This is a genomic window from Candidatus Margulisiibacteriota bacterium, from assembly GCA_028706105.1.
GTDB lineage: Bacteria > Margulisbacteria > Riflemargulisbacteria > GWF2-35-9 > DYQY01 > DYQY01.
In genome coordinates, this window is sequence record JAQWCF010000004.1 from 1 (window position 1) to 22,081 (window position 22,081).

Genomic DNA, 22,081 nt, shown 5'->3' on the forward strand with positions numbered 1-22,081 from the left:
GTGTAAATAAACCAGATATGAAAATACGCAAAATGAAATCAAGATGGGGTTCTTGTAACAGAGCAAAAAAGAAAATTACAATTAATTATGAACTTGTAAAAGCTCCTAAAAATTATGGCAAGGATTTTATCTGATGGTAATATCCAGTTTATTGGAAGAAAAGATTTTCAGATTAAAATAAGGGGTTATAGAATTGAACCAGGAGATATTGAATCTTGTATGGAGAGTATAGATGGAATTTCAAAAGCAGTTATTGTAAGTCCAGAAATTAATGGCAATAAAGTTTTAGTTGCTTATTATAATTCATTTCAGGAGATACCTCAGAATGAATTATTAGCAAAAATGCGATTGTCTCTCCCTTCTTATATGATCCCAAATTTTTTCCAAAAGTTGGATAGTATTCCTTTATCACCCAATGGTAAAGTTGATAGGAAGGCATTGATTTCTTTACCAATTAGCGTTCCAGACCAAAACATACAAAGTTTAAGTTCTGATGAAGCGAAAGAGTCTGTAAAAAGAGTTTGGGTAAACATATTAGGAGAAAAATTTTCAAGTGATTGTGCCTTTGTGAGTATGGGAGCAGATTCTTTAGAGGCTATCAAAATTGCCTCAGAATTAAATGTTTTAGGCTATAAATGTAGTTATTTGGATATTTATAAGAGTTTTTCTTTTGATGACTTTTATAGTACATACATTGATGATGAAAAAATTGATGATATATTATTTGCGAATCAAGTGTTAGAAAAGGTCTTTGGGCAAGGGGTTGTGATTGAAAATGTTCATCATTCAAAGTTGCAGAAAAGAGTAATTGAACTAAATACTGACTTGGAGAAAAAGTTTTTAGATTATGAGAAAATAATCGAGTTTTGTCATGATAGATTTGATTTTAGTCTTCAGCCTCAATATTTTTCTAATAAAGAATATATTAGACTAGATGAAATGAGTGCTAAAAATTTATTATCAGAGCTATTTAGAAGTGAAGGGTTGATATTTAAAGAGTTTTTATCTAAAGAAAAAAGATATAGGTTAGTCGATCCGTTATATTCATTTGATTTACGTAAGTTTTATAGAAATAAATATTTTGTTTCTAAAGTGAGAATAGCTAGTAACTCGGTTAATAACGTCAGAAGAGCAGTTGCGGACCTTATGAATAAGAACGATCTTTTGCGAGCGTGCTTAGTTAAAACTGGGCTAGATAAATATGCTTGGGATATTTTCGATGAGTGTAATTATGAAATTCCTTGTTTGGACCTATCAGGTTATGAAGTGTTTTCTAGTTACGATTTTATTTATAATGTTTTGAGTGAGTACTATATTAATAAGAATGAATATAGAAAATTTTTATTTAGGGCAATAGTTGTGAAAATAAATTTGAGTGAGACTTTTTTGTGGTATTTTATGGATGATAGTATTCACGATGATTATGGCAATCAGTTAATTGATAGCTATTTATTAGAAGTTGCTAAAAGTGGTTATAAAGATTATCCAACAACAGCTTCTTATCAGGATTTCTTGAATAAAGTCATTATAAACAAATATGACAATGAAGAAAAACTAATTTGTGATTTATACTTGGATGATTTTAATAATCATACAAAAATGTATGCTTCTTTTATTAAGAAAATGATAGCAAGCAATCCATCATCAGAAAATTTCAGTTATAAATTTAAATTACCACAAAGTAGCGTTGATGAGCTTAGTTTAGCGTTGGAAGTATTTACTCTTTTTGCTCGTTATCATTTTCCTTTTACTAAAGTTCCGATAGTTTTTTTGCATAATACTAGATTTTTTTCTTCTGAAGAATTTGTTAACAGCATTGGAGCCTTTATTGATGAGGTTCCTCTAATTATTAATACTGAGCTAAATGTAGAGGCAAATCTTAATTATATAAAGTCAAGTTTGGCATATGTTAATTCCCATGGAATACATTTTAAAAATATTTTACTTAATACAAAATTTAAAAACAAAAAGTTGCAACAAAAAGTTAAAAAGATAGTTGGAAAACTTGCTGAGACAGACAGCTTGTTGTTCTTTAATTTTAAACAAGGAGACATTCAGATAGATGAACTTTTTAGTGAAAGTGATGAACTAGTAATTAATAGATGGCTGAAAGGTATTAGGTTTGTTATAACAATAATGTCTGGCTCTTGTGAGGTTTTTATTCGCTTTCCTTATGCAGTAAACTCTGTAGGGTTTAGAGAATATCTTAATAAGAGTTTTACTGAAATTATAGGTGAGGAATGATACAATAGTTTTATTATAGGGAGTGAGATGTTTGGTAAATATTTATAATTTATTTTTAGAACAAACAAAAGATAATGAAGAAAATATTGCAATAATTTACGATGGCACAGAGTATAGCTATGCTTATCTTTTAGAAGAAATTAAGAACATTTCCGAGAAATTACAAATTAATGGACTTATTGAAGGTGAGGTTGTTGCTCTTTACATGACATGTTCTTTTCTTTCTGTTGCTAGTCTTTTGGCTATATGGAAATTAGGTGCAGCAGTCCTTCCTTTTGATGAGAATACTCCAAAGATAAGGTGTCAAAATTATTTAGAGCAGTCAAAGGCTAAAATGATTTTGACTGAGAAGGATAATCTTCTTAATATTCAGGTTTGCAATGTAAATGAATCACTTAAAAATGAAAATATTGCTTATATAATGTTCACCTCTGGTTCAACTGGGAATCCTAAAGGAGTCAAAATTAGTGGAAAAAATATTGAAAGCTTGATAGCTGCTTGGCAAGAATTTTATGGATTATTAGATTTTTTGCCACGTGTATTACAACTTTCTAGCATTAGCACTGACATGTTCATTGGTAATCTTCTCAAATCTTTGTTTTTTTCTGGCACTCTAATTATTGTAAATAAAGAAGATAGGTTAAATCTTGCAAGTATGGTTCAAGTTTTTGATAAGTATAAACCGAATCTTATTGAATTTATCCCTTCTTATATGAGACTGGTACTAGAGCAAGTTATAGAAAATAGTCTGGGTACCACTTTTTTAAAACAAATAGTTGTTGGTGGAGAGGCTTGCTCCCAATTAGACTACAAGTGGATGATTGCTAATTTTCCCTTAGCAAGGGTGGTAAATGGTTACGGTCTTACAGAGTGTACTATTGAGAGCGTTGTATATGAAACTAAAAACATGGATGATAGAATTAATGAGCAGCGAATGTTAATTGGTAAACCACTAAACAATACTCATGTATTTGTTGTTAATAGTAATCTAGAACTGATTAGTGATGGTGAATGTGGCGAGCTGTTAATTGGTGGAGATGGTGTTGCTGAGGGATATTTGGATGAGGCAATGGACAAAGGTAAGTTTATAAGATTTAAGGGAATTAATTGTTATAGAACTGGAGATACAGTACAAAAAATGTCTTCGGGAGATTTGTTGTTTTTGGGCAGGAATGATGAGCAAATACAAGTAAATGGATATAGGGTTGAATTAAGTGAAATAAATGGAGTGTTAGGAGAAATAAGTGGAGTAAAAGAAGCTGTAGCGTTGAATGTTGGGAAGGACTCCTTTAAACCTCAGGTTGTCGCTTTTGTTGTGGCAACTTTAGATAAAAAAAGCATTCTAGCTGAGATTATATTAAAATTGCCGGAACAAATGGTTCCTACTGAAATCATTTTATTGGATTCGCTTCCAAGGACAGTTAGTGGGAAAATTGATAGGCAAGCTTTAATTTCTTCCCTTAAAACAAAAATGCACGAAGAAAAAGAAAATTATCAACCCAAAAATGTAATAATTGCAATTCTTGGAGAAGTTTTAGAAAAGCCATTGTTTATGGATAGAAGTATTGGTGCGCAGGGTGCTGACTCCTTAGCAATGATTAGAATTCTTCATAAACTAAAGCAACAAGAATTCAATGCAAAAATATCAGACATTTATGCTACCAATAGCATTAATTCCTTTATAGATTTAATGATTTTATCAAAGGAGCAAGAGCCCTTGATTCAATATAGCTGTAAGCGCGAATTAATAAGCGCTGAGCTTATAAAAACTAAACTAGGTGAGTTGCGACAGTCAGAAATAGTTTTTTTTAATAAATTGATTTTAAGTGGAGTTGAAAAAATACTTGATTTGGAATCCTTTAAAGCAAGCTTTAGAACAATTCAGAGAGAAAAGTACAATATTGATTATTTATTGTTTAATGATAAATCTTTTAATGAGCTTGCTGAGAAACATTTTTGTTTGTTAAAAGAACAAGATTTATTGAGATCAACACTTAATGTCGAGGATAAATTGGCTTGGTTAGTTTTTAAGTTGCCAGAAGATATCTTGCCAATATTGGTAGATTTAAGTGATTATCATTTTGAACAATCACAAATTCTTAGTATGTTGCCTTTTATTAAAGAATATTATCTTATTAAAGATAAATTAAGTAGGTTCCCTTATAGGCATTTGTTTGTAAAGATCTCCGACAATAAGTTTATGTTTGTTTTTTGTATGGATGAATCCATTCATAACAAGGTTGGTGCAGATATTGTGAAGAGTTATTTTTCTTTAGGAAAGCTAGACAATACTGTTCAATATGAGGAATATTTAAAGTTATTAAAAAAAGGTTCCTTGTTAAGTGAAGAGGATATAGTTAAAGAATTTAGGTTGAAAGAATTTAATAATGCAGTAGAAAGTTTTCCAGAATATTCGTTGGAACAGATTAGGTTATATAATTATGAGTTTGTTTTAGATAAGCAAAAAGATAGCTACACTCAGTCCTTAGAGATATTTAAGAAAATATCAAACAATTTGTTTGAGTTAGATGTACCATTTTTTATGGTTCAAGATACGCGGGCATATCAGGATGGTATTTTTAGCAAGACTATAGGTGAGTTTACTGACTTTATTCCTTGTGTGTTAAGTTTAGGAGGAACTTTTGAAAAATTAATTAATGATATAAATTTTCTAAGAAAGAAAGCGACATTAACGTTTACCAATATGAAATCTTTTAAATGGTTTTCTGTTAGGTATACGCATCCAATTATTAAAAAATTTGCAAGCAACGTAAAGCTAGAGAGAGAAGGAATGGAGAAGATTGTTGTTTTTCACTATAGAACTGAAGTAGATGATAGTACCGAGTTATATAGTACAGAAAACATCAAACAAAACATGCACTCAAGTTGGCCAACAGCAATTACTTTTAATTTTGCACAATCAGGGGATAAGTTGTTTCTCAGTTCTTATTTGCCTTGTGACAAAAATAGGTGGTTAGAAATAGTACGGGAAATAGAAGATGGAAAAATATAGTCTTTCATTTCAACAAGAAGAGATGTGGATTGCTGAACAGTTTTATTCTACTGGAAGTTTATTCAACATTGGTGGTTATTGTAAGCTAGATGCTGAGATTAATCATCAAATATTAGAGAAGGCAATTTCCATTGCTTTGAATAGCTATTCCAATTTCAAAGCACATATTTTGGTTGATGATGATGGCGTGCCTTATCAAGTTTTTGATGATTTTGTAGCTTTTGATTATGAATTTATAGATTATCTTGTTGACGATAAAAGTGCAATGGATTGGATGCAAAAGAAAATGGATAGTTCTTTATTATCTAAAGAGAATAAGCTCATTTATGTGGCAACAATAAAGACAACTCAAACTCAATTTTATTTTTTAAAAATACATCATTTGTTGTCAGATTTTTTTGGAGTTAAAATTATGCTAAATAAAATGATGACAGTATATCAGCAATTAATAGAGAACATTAATCCTGCCATTTTTACTACACAAGAGAGTGATTATCGCGACTATTTGATTGTGCAAAAAGAGTATATTAACTCGATAACTTGGCTGAAAGACAAAGAGTATTGGCAGAGGGAACTGAATATTAAAGAAAAGGACTTAAGTTTATCATCACCAATAAATAACGCCGATTTTAAAAGTAATGTGAAATATATGGTTATAGATAATTTTAAAAAGGAAAGATTAACTGCAATTGCTAAGGAACATAATGTTTCAGATTTTGTTTTTTGGCTTTATCTTGTTGGAGTAACATTTTGTGAGATGGACGCTTCTAGTTGTTATTATTTGGGTGTACATTTTTTGAATAGATTAAATAGAAAGGAAAAGAATAACCCTGGCCTTTTCACTAATTCTTTACCAATAAAAATAAGCAACAGTGAATTTAAGAAGGACATTTTTGATTTATCAAAGAGGGTAAGACAAGCTTTCAGGCATCAGCAATTTCCTATTAGAAAACTTTCTTTATCAACGGATTTTTATTCGGTTATAGTTTCTTTTGAAAGTTATCAGAAGTCAGAAGATATTTATGGATATACTTTAAAAAGTAAAGAATCCGTTTGTCCAATAACTTTTTATATTGATAATCATCAGATACAATTGGTTTATCATAAAAGTATAGGTGAAGAAAAAATAAATGAAGTAATTTCAAGTTTGTGGGAAACAATAAATAGGGTCATATGTTAAAATGATTTTATCATTAGGAGGTAACAAAATGAAAAAAAGATTAATAGTGGTGGTATGTTTGTTAAGTGTTCTTACAGTATTTGCAGTTGCATATAATGGCGATAGTAAAATCAATATGATTTCTGTTAACGGTAAAGGCGAGATTTCTTTTGAACCAGATATAGCTTATGTTTCAGTCGGAGTAAATGGTGTTTTTCAAGATGTAACAAAAGGGCAAAAAGAAATTAATAATAAAATAAATAATTTTTTAGATAAAATAAAGGGAATCGTTCCAAAAGATAATATTTCTACAGAGAGATTTAGCGTGAATAATACATATGAGTATGTTTCCGGAAAAAGACAGTTCGCAGGCTACACAATAGACCAGAATCTGAAGATTAAGTTAAAGGACTTAAAGTTGATTGGTGAAGTGATTGATTTAGCAGTTGAGAATGGTCTAAACAATGTTGGTCAGATTATTTTTTCTAGTTCTAAGATAGATGAATATAAACAAAAAGCCTTAAAACAATCTTTGCTTGATGCCAAGAAGAAGGCTGAGCTAATTGCTGGGACTATGAATACTGGGAAAATTAAAATTAAACAAATTCAAGAAGCAGGAAGCTTTGCTCAGCCCTTAAGAGCAGAAGGCATGCAAATGAAAACTTTGGCCGCAGCTGATACAAGTACACAGTACCAAGTTGGCGATATGATAGTAAATGCTCAAGTCAACGTGATATACGAATTTTAAGGAGGCAGTAATGAAAGACGTTTTAGTAATAATGGGAAGTAATTCCGATATGCCAGTTATGCAGGAATGTATAGATACTTTAGAAAAATTTGGATTAAGTTGCCAAGTGGAAGTAGCTTCTGCTCATCGCACGCCAGAAAAGGTTCTAGGAATTGCCAAAGATGCTGATAAAAAATTTAAAGTTATTATTGCTGCTGCTGGTAAATCTGCTCATCTTCCTGGTGTTATTGCAGGGCATACAATCTTGCCAGTAATTGGTGTTCCGATGAAGACTTCTGACTTAGGGGGTGTGGATTCGTTATACTCTATTGTGCAAATGCCAAAGGGAGTTCCTGTTGCTACAGTTGCAATTAATGGAGCTATGAATTCTGCTATTTTGGCTGCACAAATGATAGGGATAAGTAATAGTGCTGTAAAAGAAAAATTATTAGCACATAAAGAGGAAATGAAAAACTCATAATGGAAATTCTCTCAAGCATTAACATTGTTGATGTTGTAGTTGTTTTATTGTTAATATATTTTAGCTATAGAGGCTATATTAGTGGGTTTTTTAATATTTTATTTGATTCATTAGCGGTTATTGTTTCTTTTTATGTAGCAAACCAGTATTCGTTGGTGCTTAAAGGATGGATGGCTGATTATTTGAAGTTTACTGTTTCTTGGTCTGGTTTTGCGGCTTATATTTTGGTCTATATGCTTAGTTTTGTTTTTTTTGTAGTGTGGGGAAGAATAGTTACGAAAATCCTCAAAATAAGCCCCATGGGCATAGCTAATAGTATAGCTGGGTTGGTCTTGAACTTCTTTAAGTGGTCTTTGTTGATATTTATTCTAATTGTTATTATTGATAAGATTACTATTGATTCTGTTGGAGCTTATCTGGACAAATCTTTTGTCTATAAAAGTTTTAATAAGGTTTCTAATTGGGAATTTGTTAAAGAGTTTATTCCAGACCTCACCCCCTAAACAAGTTTAAATTATATTATTATTGTGCGTTTTTCCCCCTCTCCATGAAGCATGGAGAGGGGGATTATTGTTTATGGGAATACCATAATTTTGAATTAAGGGGGTGAGGATGTTTAAAACCAAAAATTCTGGGCATCATAGTAGATAAGTATCTAATAATATATCTATATTTTCTGTTTTATGAAAATAAGTGGGAATTTAGATGCATAGCTTACGATATATTATTAATAGGGATAAAAAAAGGGGATAAATAATAATGCCATCAGTTTTGTTAACAAACTTATTTAAGAGGGTGGATCCATGGAGACCAGGAAGTAATATGGCTTCCAATTCTCCCCTAGTAGTAATCGGACAAGGTGACAGCAAGATAAACTTTACTGTTAATGTTTCCGCTGACGGTGGAGGAAATCCATTTTCAGGACAAACACCTGCTCAACAAAAGAGTATGCTAGCTGAACTTATTTTTGGAGCTAACCCTAAAGCAGTTCAATTACTTGAACAATTAGGTGAAGTTCTTTCAGCTTTAGGTATTACGGAAGTGAATGTTGATAAAGAGGGTAATCTTGTTGGGTTAAAAATTTCTCTTTCAAAAGGCAATATAGAGGGGTTATCAAAGTTGGATGAGCTTATGAAGGACCCCAAGTTCGCAAATTTTCTTGGTCAAGTTTTTGAACGTTTTGACAAGATGCCAGACGTTTGGAACGCTAAAGCTGTTTATACTAATAATTTAAAAAAGATTTTATCTTCTCTAACTTCCGATCCATCAGATATTAGTGCAAAAATAATAATTGCTATTATGAAAATGGCATCAGAAGCTAGAAGCGAAGTTATTAAAATGATTATTGAAGCTATGGAAAAAAATCATCAATTATGGATGGAAGTACTTAAGCAGATGGCTGAAAAGGCATTTGAAGATAAAGCTGAAGCAAAGGCATTTTTGGAAAAACTTATGTCTAAAATTGCTAGTGGAGATGTTGATGCTGTAAAGGCTGCTTATGCTTTTTTGAGTTCAATAACGGATACACCAGCAATAGTAATTAGTTTTGCGAGTATAGAAAAAATTAAACAGGATTTTGCTGACAACAAGAGTGAAAGCGTTTTAGATAAATTTGCTTCTAAAGAAAAGCTAGATTTAATGAAGCCACGGATAAATGATACAGAATTCAACGCATTTATTAGTGCAGTGAATGAAAAAAATCTTAGTAAAGCAAAGCAAATTATTGATGCTTCAGTTACTAGTGGTGTTAAGGATTTTTTTCAGGACATTTGGTTGCGAGGAGAATTAGGAATTTAAGGGGAGGTAAACGGTTATGTTAAAAAGTAAGTATCAGGTTCAGGAAGATTGGAATCCTAAAGTTAGTAAAGAAGTTAAAGAAAAAAGACAAACAAAGAATTTATCAACAGTAGCTAGTTATCAGGAAGAGGGAATTGTCGAAGATTTGATGAGTTGGCTTGATTAACACTTCGAATACAGGTCTGAGTGATTTTGCATAGCAAAATTGTATCGAGGAGACGAGTAGATGAAGTTACGAAATGACGAAATAGGGGAGTAAGTTATGAGTTTTGATGTAATCGCTAGTGCTAGAAATATTGAAAACCCTCTTATTGTAGCAGATGGTTGCTTAAAAGATGGTGCAGCAGATGCATTAGCTGAGAGGGTTCTTGGTAATAGTGCATTACCTGAACAGAAAGCAGCATTCTCAACACTTCTTAACGGTTTGGCAAAGACCAATACTAGTCTTTTTGCTCAAGTAGAGGATGTATTTGGTAAAGATAATTCAAAAGGTGATGAGTTTTATACTCCAGAGGGTGTAAAAGAATTTAGAGCAGCGTTAAAACAGGAAGGAACCCCTATTACTGCAGAAAAGTTAGCAAAAGCATTGGATTCGGTAAGAAAAGATGAGAAGGCAGAAACGTTTTTTTCGACCGGAACAGTTGACACATCAGCTGAAGATGTTTTGGATGTTAGTGGCGATAAGTGGGATGCGCATATCAAAAGTATGGTAAAGATTAATGACGCCGCCTATGCAGCAATAAGTAGGGTTGATGCCAATTTAGATGTAGAGACATATAAAAAGTTATCTGAAAGTTGGGGAACAGGCGGCATCCCAATGAATCTGGATGGTGCAGAATTTAAAAAAAGAGTTGCGTTGTTGGTTTTAGCAAAAGGAACAACATTCGTGAATGGGTTATGCAAGGATGCGAGATCAGAAAGTGATGATTTAACGAAACAAGCTAGTGGTGTATTAGATGGGATTGATAAAGCGTTGGATACATTGATGGAAACTATAAATGACCCAACTAATTTTTTGGGTGTTACTAGGACAAAAAAGGTAAAAGAAGAGTGGGGAGAATTTGTTGGGTATCTGTCAACATTGCCTAATGCAGATTATGGAATATGGGCAGAGAATAATAATATAGATAGCATTAAAAACATTGCTTCAACGTTCATTTTAGCTTTTGCAGAGGAAGCGACAAAGCAAGAAGAAGGCACACAAATAGGAGCTTGGGCCATTAACACAATATTTGCAAATGGTGAAAGATATATGACAGGTATTCATGGTGACAAATCTGATTTTGATGTTTTTTCTAAAGTATTCAAGGAAGGGTTTTTGTTATTTGCTAGTAGCAATAATATAACAGGAAAAGTTGTATTCAGAGACGAGAACCAGCTAGATAGTTATCAGGATATATTTAAAACAAAAGGCCAGGCTGATGAATTTTTTAAGAACCACCTGGGGGTAAGAAAACTTTGGGCAGCGAAATATCCTGAGTATAAAGATGATTCATTGAAGTTGCTAAATTTATTCATTAGCGATCTTCAAAAGGCAAACGTTATTGAGATAGATGATACTCATAGAGAATGGACAAAATTTGGGGAAGAATCTAAATTAGGTGCGATGATTAATGAAGCCGCAAACAAGATAGAGGCTAAATATGGGAAGGAAGATAAGCAAATACCTAAGGATATGACAATAGCAGAAATTTTTACTGAGGAGTTTTCAAGAGGATTAAGTAAAGATAAAGACAGGATATATGATACATATTGGTTTGATTTAAAGGAAAAGGTTAAGATAGAAGAAGTGGCAGATAGGTTAATGGGGATGGTTCCTGAGCGTGAAGCTAAGATAAAAACAGCAGTTGAGGTTTTACATGATGATAAGATTACGGATGAGGTTACTGTTATTGGAAGGTTAATGGATATTTGTTATGGACCAGAAACTTCCAAAAGTAGCCGTTTCTTGAGAACAGGAGCTGATACTTCTGTTGATGTTGCAACCAAACTCAGTGCAGGGATTCAATATTTAGCAAGCGATCAATTTAAAACAGATGGTGGTAATACACCACCAGAAAAAGGGTTAACTGATGTGCAATACGATGCGTTAAGAAAAGCGATGTTAGGCAAAACAGCTACACCAGCAGCAGACTCAGCAGAGGAAACTGATACTGGAGCTTCTAGAGCGCCAGGAACAGGAGCAATTCCAGCAGAAGTGATGGAGAGGTTGAGGGCGGAACAAGCCGCGCAGCGACAACAGTAACTCTTACAGGCTAAGTCCTTCTTTGATAAGCATGCTGATTAGCTCATCATGGTCTTCGGTTTCTTTTCTAGTTATTAAAGTTGGAGTTAGTAGTTTTTTCTCTGATTGAGATTTTTGTTTTTTTAGATAGCCAATAACTTGATGTAAACTTTTTTTGATGCTGAGTATTTCAGTGAACGATTCACTTTTTAATTGTTTGATAGACGACTCTGCTTCTTCTTTGATAGAGTTAACATTTGCGAGCGTTTGTTCTAGTTGCTCGTAGAGTTCTTGCTGTGTTTGCGATTGGAGTTTATTTAGCTTGATGCTAGATTCTGTTAATTGAGTTTTCTCTGTTTTGAGTTGGTCCTGAAGAACGATTATTTTTTGGAGTGCATCTTGTAGTCTAGTGTCGATAGTTTCTTCTACCATCATCTTTAACTGCCTGATACTTTCTTGTTGTGTTTTTTGGTTTTCATTTTTAAGATTTGTCATTTCGGTTGTATGAGTTTGTTTGATAGTTTCAATGTTCTGGATAGTGCTGTTTAAGTCAGCAAAAACGCCGGTTTCTAAAGTTGTCTTGATCCCTTTAACTTGAACGATAAGTTTATTTAGAACCATTTGTTCGTTTTCAACATCTTTGGTTATATCGTGGATGTTTTTGATGGAGTCTGTTTTGATTTCTTCGAGGTAAGTTTTGACAGAGTTAAGTTGTTCTTGCATTTTTAGGTTAGCATCTTGCTCTAATTGAACGAATTGTTCTTTGTTTTGGAGAAGCAGTTCTTTTTGTGATTTTTCGAAGGTAAGTTTGAAGTTATGAAGAAGCTCAGTGGCTTCTGATATTTGACTTTCAGCCTTTTGGTGGATTTCTGATCTTAGTTTACTTAAGTCATTCATTGCGGTTTCAATAAGTTGAAGCTTTTCAGTATCAAGGTCTTGTTTGATTAATTGTATTTCTTGTTCTGTTTCTTGTTTTAATTCATTGACCATGAGTGTCGTTTGTTGCAATTGTTGTTCGTTTTCTGCTTTAGATATTTCTAATAAATTATCCAGTTTCTGTTGAACTTGGTCGTAAAAAAGTTGCTCATGTTCTGTGATTTGTGTTTTGACTAGTTCTAGTTCATTCTCGTTAGTGGATTTTAAAATATTCATTCTATTGAAGAGTTCATTAATGCTGTTGGATATAGCTTTATTGGAGCTTAACTTGACTTCTTCAAGCGTTGTTTCGTTTATTTCTTTTAGTTTTTTGAATTCGTCATGGATAGCTTGGATGTCTTCAGTTTTGTCTATTTCTTGAAGTTTAGATTGTAGTGTTTGCAAGTCTTTGTAAGTGTTTTTTAGCATTATTTCTTGTTGTGCTTCAAACCTAGAAGTTAAATCTTTGATTTCTTCTTTGGTTTTACTGCTAAATTCTTCAATATTTCCTAAAATATTTTTAAGATTTTCTGTGCTTTCTTGTTTCGTGCGTTTGGAGATAGTTCTTAGTTCTTCTTCATTATTTTTTCTAAGAAGCTCCATTTCTGTTTGTAAGTTTGATTTTAGTTCAATAATTTCTGTTTCTACTTCTGTTTTTTGTTTAGTAGCTGATTGTCTTATTTCAGAAATTTCTTGAGTTGCTGTTGCCGAGAGTGTTGCTATGTCAGAGGACAAGGACGCTTTGACTGTTTCTATTTCGGATAAGGCCTTACCAATAGTATTTCTAATGTAATCTTGGCTAATTTTTGTAAATTTTTTGAAGTTTTCTCTGCTCGTGCCAGTGTCATCAAGTTCTTGTAAAGCAGAGTTTTTGGCTTTCTCAATTTCTACAATCATGGTTTGTTGAAGTTCTATTAGTTGGTCAGTTAATGTTTCTATTTTCACATCAATTAGTTTGTTTTTAGAATTAATTTCAGTAATGGCAGTTTCTTTTAATATTTCAAAGTTAGTAAGATTGTTTGTTATTGTTTTTTCAAATTCTTTAATTGTGGATTCCTTTGTGTCGTCAATGTATTGTTTGAAAGCAGAGATTTCTAGCATGGTTTCTTTATTCTTATTTTCAATAGAAGTTGTAGCTTCATTTGTTTTTAAAGATATTTCTTTAGATAGGTTTTCTTTTTCTTCGGCAATACTTTGCTTGAAAGCTGTAGTTTGTTTGGCAAGTTCTTTTTTACCTTCTATTATTTCTTGTTTGAAAATCGATAATTCAGTTTGCGTTTCTTCGCTTTTAGTGTCGATGTTTATTAGCGTTTCCTCTTTAATCGAGGCTATTTCTTCTATTGTGTTATGTTTAGTTTGTTCTATAGTTGTTTCAAGCTGGGCGTATTGGGTAGCAAGGTTTTCCTCAGCTAATTTTATGCTGTGAGTGATTGTGTTATTTTCTATGGAAATTTCATTAACTAATTTACTTTTTTCTTCTGATATTTCCTTTTTGAAATCAGAGAATTGAGTTGATATTTCACTGTGAGCCTTGGCTTTCATTTTGGAAACAATGTCTTCATAGTGTCTCATCAGATAAGTTTCTTGTTCTTTTAATTTTCTAAGGCTAAGAAGTTTGGCTGTCTTAAATTTGTTAATTTTTCTTTGAAAAGAAATTTTGATTTTTTTAAGCATACTTATTTCCTTATCAAGTTGTTTTTTAATTTTTTTAGTTCTATCTACTGCATGGAATAGTTCAAAAAAGTTTTGGACAGAGATTTGATCTCCTTGCTTGGAGACTATTTTTAGGTTAGGGTTTTCAAGTTTGATCGTTCTATTTTGATCAGTAGCGGTTACAGTAATATTTTTTTCTTTTTCTTTTCCCATTACTATCCTCTATAATTACTTATTTAGACTAATTTTTATTATACTATAGATAATGTCTGATGAACAAATTAAATGAGCGGTTTGTTAGAATTAAGGAAATCTTTATAAGGTATGGGCCGTTTCCCTTCCTTCTGAACTGATATGATTTCAAGCTTATTGTTGGTGAATTTTAAGTCGGTTATTTTTATCCTTTGTTCATCTTGAAAAGTGTAAATTCCTGGCCAAAGGTAATAGGCTTGGAACTTTCTGTAGATTGTGGAGTGTTCTTCTGTTTGCAAACTTATATAGCCATCTTCTTTCTTTATTTTTTTAGTAAAAGTGGCAACTTCAGATGCTTGAGGAGAATATGTCCATTCGTTATGTTTTTTAAGTTGGGTTGTTAAAAGTTCTATACTAGCTGTTTCAAGTTTTTTAAATAAACTTTCGGCTGTTTCTGTTTCGAAAACATTAACGGTTTTTGTACTAATAATATCTCCATCATCTACACCAGTGTCTATTTTCATTAAAGTTACGCCTGTAATTTTGTCTCCATTAAGCAGGCAGCTTTGCACAGGAGATGGTCCTCTGTATTTAGGGAGCAGAGAAGTATGGATGTTGATGAAATTGAAACTGTTGACTATTTCTGCTGGGAAAATCATGCCATAAGCAATAATCAAACAAAGGTCAGGAGCTTCTTTCTTTAAAATAACTGTTAATTCTTCAATAGTCGCTGGCTTGAAGACAGTTATGTTATTTTTATTTGCAACAATTGCTACTTCTGAGGGCATAATTTCTTGTCCACGATTTTGCTTTTTATCGGGACCAGTGATCACTCCAGAGATTGGAATATTGTTTGTTATGAGACCTTGTAAGATGTTTGCTGAGAAAGCGGGTGTGCCAAAAAAGAAAAGCTTGTTTATCATATATTGTCTTGTGCATCTACGGATTTAGTTGTGCCTTCCAGGGCTTTTTCTATATATAAATTACCATTTAGATGATCTATTTCGTGTTGGAAAGCAACGGCAGGGTACCCCTCGACGTTTAGTTCTATGTCTTTAAAGTTTTCATCTTTTCCCTTTACTGTAACTTTATTGGCTCTTAGAACATCTCCTTCTAGACCAGGAACGCTTAAACATCCTTCTGTGAAAATTATTTCGCCCTCTTTGTGGGTTATCTTTGGGTTAATCATTATACATAGCTCGTTTCTTTTGTCGCTTGTATCCACAAGTATAATTCTTAAAGGTTCGCCTATTTGAATTGCCGCAAGACCACAGCCATTAGCAGAATACATGGTGTCCATCATATCTTTGATTACTTTTTTTATTTTATCTGTAATAGCAGTCACAGGTTTGCTTTTTTTCTTTAGTAAAGGATTTCCGATGGTTAGTATTTTTCTTTTAGACATAGATTATTCATCTCTTTTTTCTTTGATTTTAAAAATCATAATACCAGCCGAGACACCCGCATTCAAGCTGTCGATGGATGAGCTGATTGGTATTTTGATAAGAAAGTCACATTTTTCTTTAACAAGTCTAGTAATCCCTTTACCTTCGTTTCCAATAACTAAGGCTAATCCCATCTCATAGTCTTGTTCTGCATAACTAGTTTCAGCATTCATATCTGTTCCAATTACCCATACATTTTGTTTTTTTAGTGTTTCAATAGCGCTAGCTATATTCGGTACTTTTGCTATTAATATTTGGTCAATTGCTCCCGTGCTAACTTTGGAAACAATAGGCGTAATCTCTGCTTGTTTTGTTTTAGGAACAATTATTCCATGTACGCCTGCAGCTACAGCAGTTCTGGCGATAGAGCCAAAGTTATGTGGGTCTTCAATTCCGTCTAGAATTAGAATAAAAGGTGGTTCTTCTAATTCTTCTGCATATTCTAGGATATCTTCTATTTCAACAAACTGACGCTTAGGTATATGAGCAATAATTCCTTGGTGTTTTACATTTCTACATTTCACATCAAGGTCTTTTTGTTCAACAAAACGATAAGGGATATTGTTGCCTTCTGCAATTTCTATAATTGCGCTAATGCGTTCATCATGTTTGGAGCTTTTATTAATAAGAAGTTGATGAGTTTTTTGACCAGTAAGAAGCAGTTGGAGTACTGCATTCTTGCCGACGACGACATTCTTCATTAAAGACATTCCTGGATAGTGCTAATTAGTATATCTATCGCTTCTTTGGCTTGTGCTTTTGTAATAATTAAAGCTGGGATTAAACGTAGACACTGGTCGCTGTCTCCGCAACTAATAATAACTAGTCCTTTTTCTAAAGCTTTTATTTTAATTTTTTTAACAATTTCAGGAGAAGGTTCTTTGGTGACAGGGTCGATAAACTCAACTCCAATCATAAGACCTACACCACGAACATCCCCAATAACTGGAAGTTTTTTTTGGGCTTCATGAAGGAGAGAGGTAATAAATTTTCCTATTTCGTAGGCATTTTCGAGTAGCCCTTCTTCTTCAATAACAGATATCGTGGCCAGTGAGGCTGCGCAGGAAACGGGGTTTCCTATATATGTTCCACCATGAGCACTTGTTGTCCATTGGTCCATTAGTTCTTTTTTGGCAACGCAAGCACCAAGTGGCATGCCAGAGGCAATCCCTTTTGCAAGGGCAACAATGTCGGGAACAACGTCATAATGTTCCATGGCAAACATTGTTCCTGTACGTCCGAAGCCAGATTGTACTTCATCAAATATTAGGAGAATCCCTTGTTCTTCAGTGAATTTTCTTAGTTCTTGGATAAATTCAACTGGAGCGGGAACATAGCCACCTTCCCCAAGTATGGGTTCAATAATAACCGCTGCAATGTCGTTGTTCTCCAAGATAGCTTTTTTAAAATTTGCGATACATTGGAAAACATAGTCGTGATATTCCATTGTATTATGATGGAAGTAGTAGGGATAATCTAAACGTATAACATCATCAATTAGCCATCCCTCATAACCTTTTTTATATTTTTCTTTGTAGGTTACGGACAAGGCTCCCAGCGTTCTTCCATGAAAAGAATGCGTGAAGGCAACTAGTTTTTTCTTTTTAGTTACATATCTGGCTAGTTTTAAGCTTGCTTCAATAGCTTCTGATCCGCTTTGAGAGAAGACAACAGAGGCTTCCTTAAAAGGTAATATGTTAACAAGACGCTCGGCAAGTTTAATATGGGGTTCATAATGAGCAATGCCTGCACAGATATGAATTAGTTGTGAGGCTTGTTTTGTAATTGCTTTGACAACTGTTGGGTGACAATGACCGGTATTGGTAACGCCTATCCCGCAAGTGAAATCAATGTATCTTTTGCCGTCTGAGTCGTACAAATAAATACCTTCTCCGCTGATAACTTCAAAGTCAGGAAAATATTTACCTAGTACAGGTGATATGTATTTTTTAGCTTTATCTTTTAGAATACTCATAAACGTATTATAACTGAGAAAAGCAAAAAGTGAAAAGCAAAAAGGATGAAGTTAATCTTTATGTATTAAAAGCTTCTTGTAATTTATTTTTGAGAGTTTCAATGGTAAAGGGTTTTTCAATAAAACTAATATTAGTTTCCAAAATACCGTGTTTAGCAATTACTTCAGCTGTGTAGCCTGACATAAATAAACATTTTATTTTGGGACAGAGGGAGAATATTTTTTGCGACAATTCTTTACCATTCATTTTTGGCATAATCATATCAGTAAGCAGAATATCTATTTTTGCTTTATTAGAAGTAGCTATTTTTATTGCTTCTTCGGGTGTTTTTGCGGAGATGACGGTATGTCCTATTAATTCAAGCATGTCTGTGGTCATTTCTCTAACCATGGGTTCATCTTCAACAAGAAGTATAGTTTTTTTGTTACAATTATGTATGTCTTTTTGTGTCTTGTTGTTTGATAAACTTTCCGTGGCTTTACTTTCATTACATTTTGGTAGATAAATTTTAAAGGTTGTTCCGGCTCCTGGTTTGCTAGATACGTTAATAAATCCGTTGTTTTGTTTTACAATCCCATAAACTGTTGCTAATCCTAGACCAGTCCCTTTCCCGAATTCTTTTGTTGTAAAAAAAGGTTCAAATATTTTTGAGAGTGTGTCATCAGTCATTCCTTGTCCATCGTCATTAATAATTAGTTGTATATAGGTTCCAGGCAAACAATCGGTATGAGTTTTGCAGTATTCAGGGGTAAAGGCAGACAAGCTGGTTTCTATAATTATTTTTCCAGTGTTTTCAATTGAGTCCTTGGCATTTATGCAAATATTTGTCAGTATTTGGTCAAGTTGGGACGGATCGATGTAAACATTTCCAATATTCTTTCCAGGCACAAAGGAAAGAAAGATATTTTCACCTGTGAGGCTGATTAACAAACTTAGCAATTCTTCGATTGTTTGATTAAGGTCTATAATTTTTGGCGACATATTTTGTTTGCGAGCAAAAGTAAGTAGTTGCTTGGTTAATTCTGAAGATCTTTCAGACGCTTTAAGGATTTCTAATAGGTTAGGATATAATGGGCTAGAATGATTTGTTTTTTTAAGTGCAAGTTCTGTTTGTCCAATAATGACCCCAAGCATATTGTTGAAATCGTGGGCTATTCCACCAGCCAATTGTCCAACTGATTCCATTTTTTGTGATTGAGCTAACTGTTTTTGCAGTTTTTCTTTTTCTCTTTCAGTGAATTTTTGATCCGTAATATCTATGGAAAAACCTAACAGAAATTCTGGTTTGCCTTTTTTATCAACAATCGGTAATTTAAGAGTTCTTAGAATTCTTTCTCCTTTATCTTTGGTTAGGATTGGCTCTTCTGATATATCTAGATGTCCTTTTTTTTGCAAAGTTTCTCTGTCTTTTGCAATAAAAAATTTAGCTTGATCTTTAGGAAAAATATCATAGTCATTTTTCCCTAAAAGTTCTTCTTTGGGAATTCCAAGTAATTTTTCTCCTGCACGATTCATTAGAGCAAAACGTAATTCTTTAGCTTCTTTTAGAAATAGCATTACAGGTAAGCTTTCAATTACTGATTCGAAGAGACGCTTTTCTAAAGATAACACCTTTTCAGCAATTTTTCTGTCTGTAATGTCTGTGAACATGACTGCAAAAGTATTTTGATTAATTGGAAAAGCCCATACATTAAAGTATTTTTTTAGTTCTTGGGCATAGTTTTCATAGGCCATAGGTTTTCCTGTTTTTATAACGTTTTCGTAGGTATCAATCCAGTATTGTTCTGTGTTTGGCATGATTTCTTTGGCTGTGTGACCAATAACGTCTTTTTGTTTCAGCCCAGTTAGCTTTTCAAATTCCGGATTGGTTTCTATGTATTTATAATCAATGGCTTTTCCGTTCTTATCATAAATCATTTCATGTGTGGCAAATCCCACTATCATATTTTCAAAGAGTACCCTGTATTTTTTTTCATTCTCTATCAGCGATTGCTCAATGATGTTTCTTTCAGTTATATCTCTAATGATTGACTGGTAGTTCCCACTAGCCAAGAGTTTACTAGCCATTTCAACAGGAAGTTTTTGTCCATTTTTTTTGAGCAATGTTCTTGTAGTCGTGATAGTTTTATCTTGATTAATAAGATCAAAACGAAAAGGTAAAGCCTTAATGCTTTGTTCTTCCCATGGCAGCAGTGAGATATGCTTTCCAATAACGTCGTCAGCGGATATGCCTAATAGTTTTAAGAGAGTAGAATTAATATAAATAATGTTTTTGTTGGCGTCACCAATTATAATGCCATCAGTGGCGTTATCAAGTAATTCATTAATGAATGATTCATCCATTGTTCGTCCTGACTAGCGTATGTTGTTTCCTTTGATTTTCAAGAAAGCATCAAGCTATAAGCGTATTTCGATTATATAGTAGTCACCAAAGTTAAGTCAATTTTATGTCAGAAAGTAGCTTTAATTGCTGTTAGTAAATCCAAGTAGCCACAAAGCAGTAGTTCGCTTTATAATTAATGAAAAGTTAAGGAGCACAAAATATGGCTGATGAAATAAATAAAATAATATACTCAATGTACAAGGTTTGTAAGTTTTATGATAAGAAACCAATTCTTAAGGATATTTCTTTGTCTTATTTTTATGGAGCAAAGATTGGCGTATTAGGCTTGAATGGCTCAGGTAAGAGTTCGCTTTTAAGAATTCTGGCTGGAGTAGATCAGGATTTTCAGGGACAGATTTCCTTAACTCCTGGCTACACAATTGGTTATTTAGAGCAGGAGCCAAAACTTGATCCAAACATGACAGTAAGGCAAGTTGTTGAGCAGGGAATGCAAGAGCTTGTTGATTTAATGAAAGAATATAATGAGATTAATGATAAATTTTCTGAGCCAATGTCAGATGCGGCGATGGATAAATTACTTGAAAGACAGGGAAAGGTACAAGAACAACTTGATGCCAAGGATGCTTGGGATGTTGATTCTAAACTAGAAATGGCAATGGATTCGTTGCGTTGTCCAGAAGGCGATACTCTTATAAAAGTTTTATCTGGTGGCGAGTTGAGACGTGTTGCCTTATGTCGACTATTATTGCAAAAGCCAGATGTTTTATTGTTAGATGAACCAACAAACCATCTTGATGCTGAAACTGTTGATTGGTTAGAGCAACATTTACAACGTTACGAAGGTACTGTAATTGCAGTTACTCATGATAGATATTTTTTGGATAATGTTGCTGGTTGGATTTTGGAGTTAGATAGAGGCGAAGGTATACCGTGGAAAGGTAATTATTCCTCTTGGCTAGAGCAGAAACAAAAAAGATTACAGAGTGAGGAAAAGTCGGAATTAGAGAGACAAAAAACTTTAAAGAGAGAATTAGAATGGATTCGAATGACTCCAAAAGGAAGACAAACTAAGGCTAAGGCACACATTAAAGCTTATGAAACTTTGCTTGCAGATGAGCAAGAGAAAAGGTCAAAGGAATTAGAAATATTTATACCAACAGGCAGAAAACTTGGCACTTCAGTGATAGATGCAAAAAATGTTTCTAAAGGTTATGGCGATAGATTATTAGTAGAGAATATGACTTTTTCTTTGCCACCAGGAGGGATAATTGGGGTTATTGGTCCTAATGGTGCAGGTAAATCAACTCTTTTTAAAATGATAATTGGTGAAGAAAAACCTGATTCTGGAACAATTAAAGTTGGAGAAACTGTAGAACTCGCTTATGTTGACCAGTCTAGGGATGAACTGGATCCAAATAAGAGTATTTGGGAAGTTATTTCAGAATCGCAAGAAGTTATTCAAATGGGTAAGCATGAAATTAATTCTCGTGCCTATGTTTCAAGATTTAATTTTTCAGGTACTGACCAACAGAAGAAAGTAAGTCAGATATCAGGAGGAGAAAGAAACCGGGTACATTTAGCCAGGCTTCTAAAGTCAGGTTCAAACGTTATTTTATTGGACGAACCTACCAATGATTTGGATGTTAATACAATTAGAGCGTTAGAAGATGCCTTAGAAAATTTTGCTGGATGTGCTGTAGTAATAAGCCATGATCGTTGGTTTTTGGATAGAATTGCAACACATATTTTAGCCTTTGAGGGTGATAGTAAAGTTGTTTGGTTTGAAGGTAATTATTCAGAGTATGCTGAAGATAAAAAGAAACGTACTGGTAACGATCAGCCACATAGAATAAAGTATCGCAAATTAACTAGAGGGTAATTGTTTGGTGTTCTCCGTCTTTGACGGAGAAC

General features: G+C 33.3%; 17 protein-coding genes. 11 read left to right on the top strand and 6 right to left on the bottom strand.

Features of this window, described 5'->3' with window-relative positions; all coding sequences use genetic code 11:
• Positions 1 to 17 precede the first annotated feature (17 nt).
• The 10 genes from PHF25_00750 (at position 18) to PHF25_00795 (ending at position 11,666) form a co-directional block, all read left to right on the top strand.
• Complete coding sequence (locus PHF25_00750) at positions 18 to 134, top strand: M48 family metallopeptidase (protein MDD4526547.1); 117 nt, start codon at positions 18 to 20, stop codon at positions 132 to 134.
• Positions 115 to 2,244 carry a hypothetical protein gene (locus PHF25_00755; protein ID MDD4526548.1) on the top strand — a complete coding sequence of 710 codons (2,130 nt, stop codon included), beginning with the start codon at positions 115 to 117 and terminating at the stop codon, positions 2,242 to 2,244. The genes PHF25_00750 and PHF25_00755 overlap by 20 nt, the downstream gene beginning before the upstream one ends.
• Before the next feature lie 31 nt (positions 2,245 to 2,275).
• Entirely contained in the window at positions 2,276 to 5,257 is a 2,982-nt protein-coding gene (locus PHF25_00760; GenBank protein ID MDD4526549.1) for an amino acid adenylation domain-containing protein, read from the top strand.
• Positions 5,244 to 6,437, top strand: a complete 1,194-nt coding sequence (locus PHF25_00765) for a condensation domain-containing protein (GenBank protein ID MDD4526550.1) — start codon at positions 5,244 to 5,246, stop codon at positions 6,435 to 6,437. The genes PHF25_00760 and PHF25_00765 overlap by 14 nt, the downstream gene beginning before the upstream one ends.
• A gap of 28 nt (positions 6,438 to 6,465) precedes the next feature.
• Positions 6,466 to 7,164 (top strand): SIMPL domain-containing protein, encoded by a 699-nt coding sequence (locus PHF25_00770; GenBank protein ID MDD4526551.1) that lies wholly within the window; start codon positions 6,466 to 6,468, stop codon positions 7,162 to 7,164.
• Between the two features lie 10 nt (positions 7,165 to 7,174).
• Positions 7,175 to 7,624 carry a 5-(carboxyamino)imidazole ribonucleotide mutase gene (gene purE / locus PHF25_00775; GenBank protein ID MDD4526552.1) on the top strand — a complete coding sequence of 150 codons (450 nt, stop codon included), beginning with the start codon at positions 7,175 to 7,177 and terminating at the stop codon, positions 7,622 to 7,624.
• Positions 7,624 to 8,127, top strand: coding sequence for a CvpA family protein (locus tag PHF25_00780; protein MDD4526553.1), 504 nt, complete (start codon positions 7,624 to 7,626; stop codon positions 8,125 to 8,127). Before purE ends, PHF25_00780 begins: the two co-directional genes overlap by 1 nt.
• A gap of 256 nt (positions 8,128 to 8,383) precedes the next feature.
• Positions 8,384 to 9,421, top strand: a complete 1,038-nt coding sequence (locus PHF25_00785; GenBank protein ID MDD4526554.1) for a hypothetical protein — start codon at positions 8,384 to 8,386, stop codon at positions 9,419 to 9,421.
• Between the two features lie 16 nt (positions 9,422 to 9,437).
• A complete protein-coding gene (locus PHF25_00790) occupies positions 9,438 to 9,587 on the top strand; it encodes a hypothetical protein (GenBank protein MDD4526555.1) in 150 nt (49 codons plus the stop codon).
• Positions 9,588 to 9,683: 96 nt separating this feature from the next.
• Positions 9,684 to 11,666, top strand: coding sequence for a hypothetical protein (locus PHF25_00795; GenBank protein MDD4526556.1), 1,983 nt, complete (start codon positions 9,684 to 9,686; stop codon positions 11,664 to 11,666).
• A 3-nt stretch (positions 11,667 to 11,669) separates the two neighbouring features.
• Here the strand turns inward: PHF25_00795 and PHF25_00800 are convergent, their stop codons facing one another.
• The 6 genes from PHF25_00800 to PHF25_00825 all read right to left on the bottom strand — a co-directional run bounded on the left by PHF25_00800 (position 11,670) and on the right by PHF25_00825 (position 20,169).
• On the bottom strand, positions 11,670 to 14,426 hold the full coding sequence (locus tag PHF25_00800) for a hypothetical protein (protein MDD4526557.1): 2,757 nt from the start codon (positions 14,424 to 14,426) through the stop codon (positions 11,670 to 11,672).
• A 68-nt stretch (positions 14,427 to 14,494) separates the two neighbouring features.
• The gene (locus PHF25_00805; protein MDD4526558.1) at positions 14,495 to 15,328 is read right to left on the bottom strand and encodes a methionyl-tRNA formyltransferase; all 834 of its coding nucleotides are present in this window, start codon (positions 15,326 to 15,328) and stop codon (positions 14,495 to 14,497) included.
• Positions 15,325 to 15,810: a peptide deformylase gene (def, locus tag PHF25_00810; GenBank protein MDD4526559.1), complete on the bottom strand. Its 486-nt coding sequence runs from the start codon at positions 15,808 to 15,810 to the stop codon at positions 15,325 to 15,327. The genes PHF25_00805 and def overlap by 4 nt, the downstream gene beginning before the upstream one ends.
• A 3-nt stretch (positions 15,811 to 15,813) precedes the next feature.
• Positions 15,814 to 16,551, bottom strand: coding sequence for a 23S rRNA (guanosine(2251)-2'-O)-methyltransferase RlmB (rlmB, locus tag PHF25_00815; GenBank protein MDD4526560.1), 738 nt, complete (start codon positions 16,549 to 16,551; stop codon positions 15,814 to 15,816).
• A complete protein-coding gene (locus PHF25_00820; GenBank protein MDD4526561.1) occupies positions 16,551 to 17,825 on the bottom strand; it encodes an aminotransferase class III-fold pyridoxal phosphate-dependent enzyme in 1,275 nt (424 codons plus the stop codon). Before PHF25_00820 ends, rlmB begins: the two co-directional genes overlap by 1 nt.
• Before the next feature lie 58 nt (positions 17,826 to 17,883).
• A complete protein-coding gene (locus PHF25_00825; protein MDD4526562.1) occupies positions 17,884 to 20,169 on the bottom strand; it encodes a PAS domain S-box protein in 2,286 nt (761 codons plus the stop codon).
• A gap of 200 nt (positions 20,170 to 20,369) precedes the next feature.
• Here PHF25_00825 and ettA point away from each other — a divergent pair, with 200 nt between their 5' ends.
• The gene (gene ettA / locus PHF25_00830; protein MDD4526563.1) at positions 20,370 to 22,049 is read left to right on the top strand and encodes an energy-dependent translational throttle protein EttA; all 1,680 of its coding nucleotides are present in this window, start codon (positions 20,370 to 20,372) and stop codon (positions 22,047 to 22,049) included.
• Positions 22,050 to 22,081: the final 32 nt, after the last annotated feature.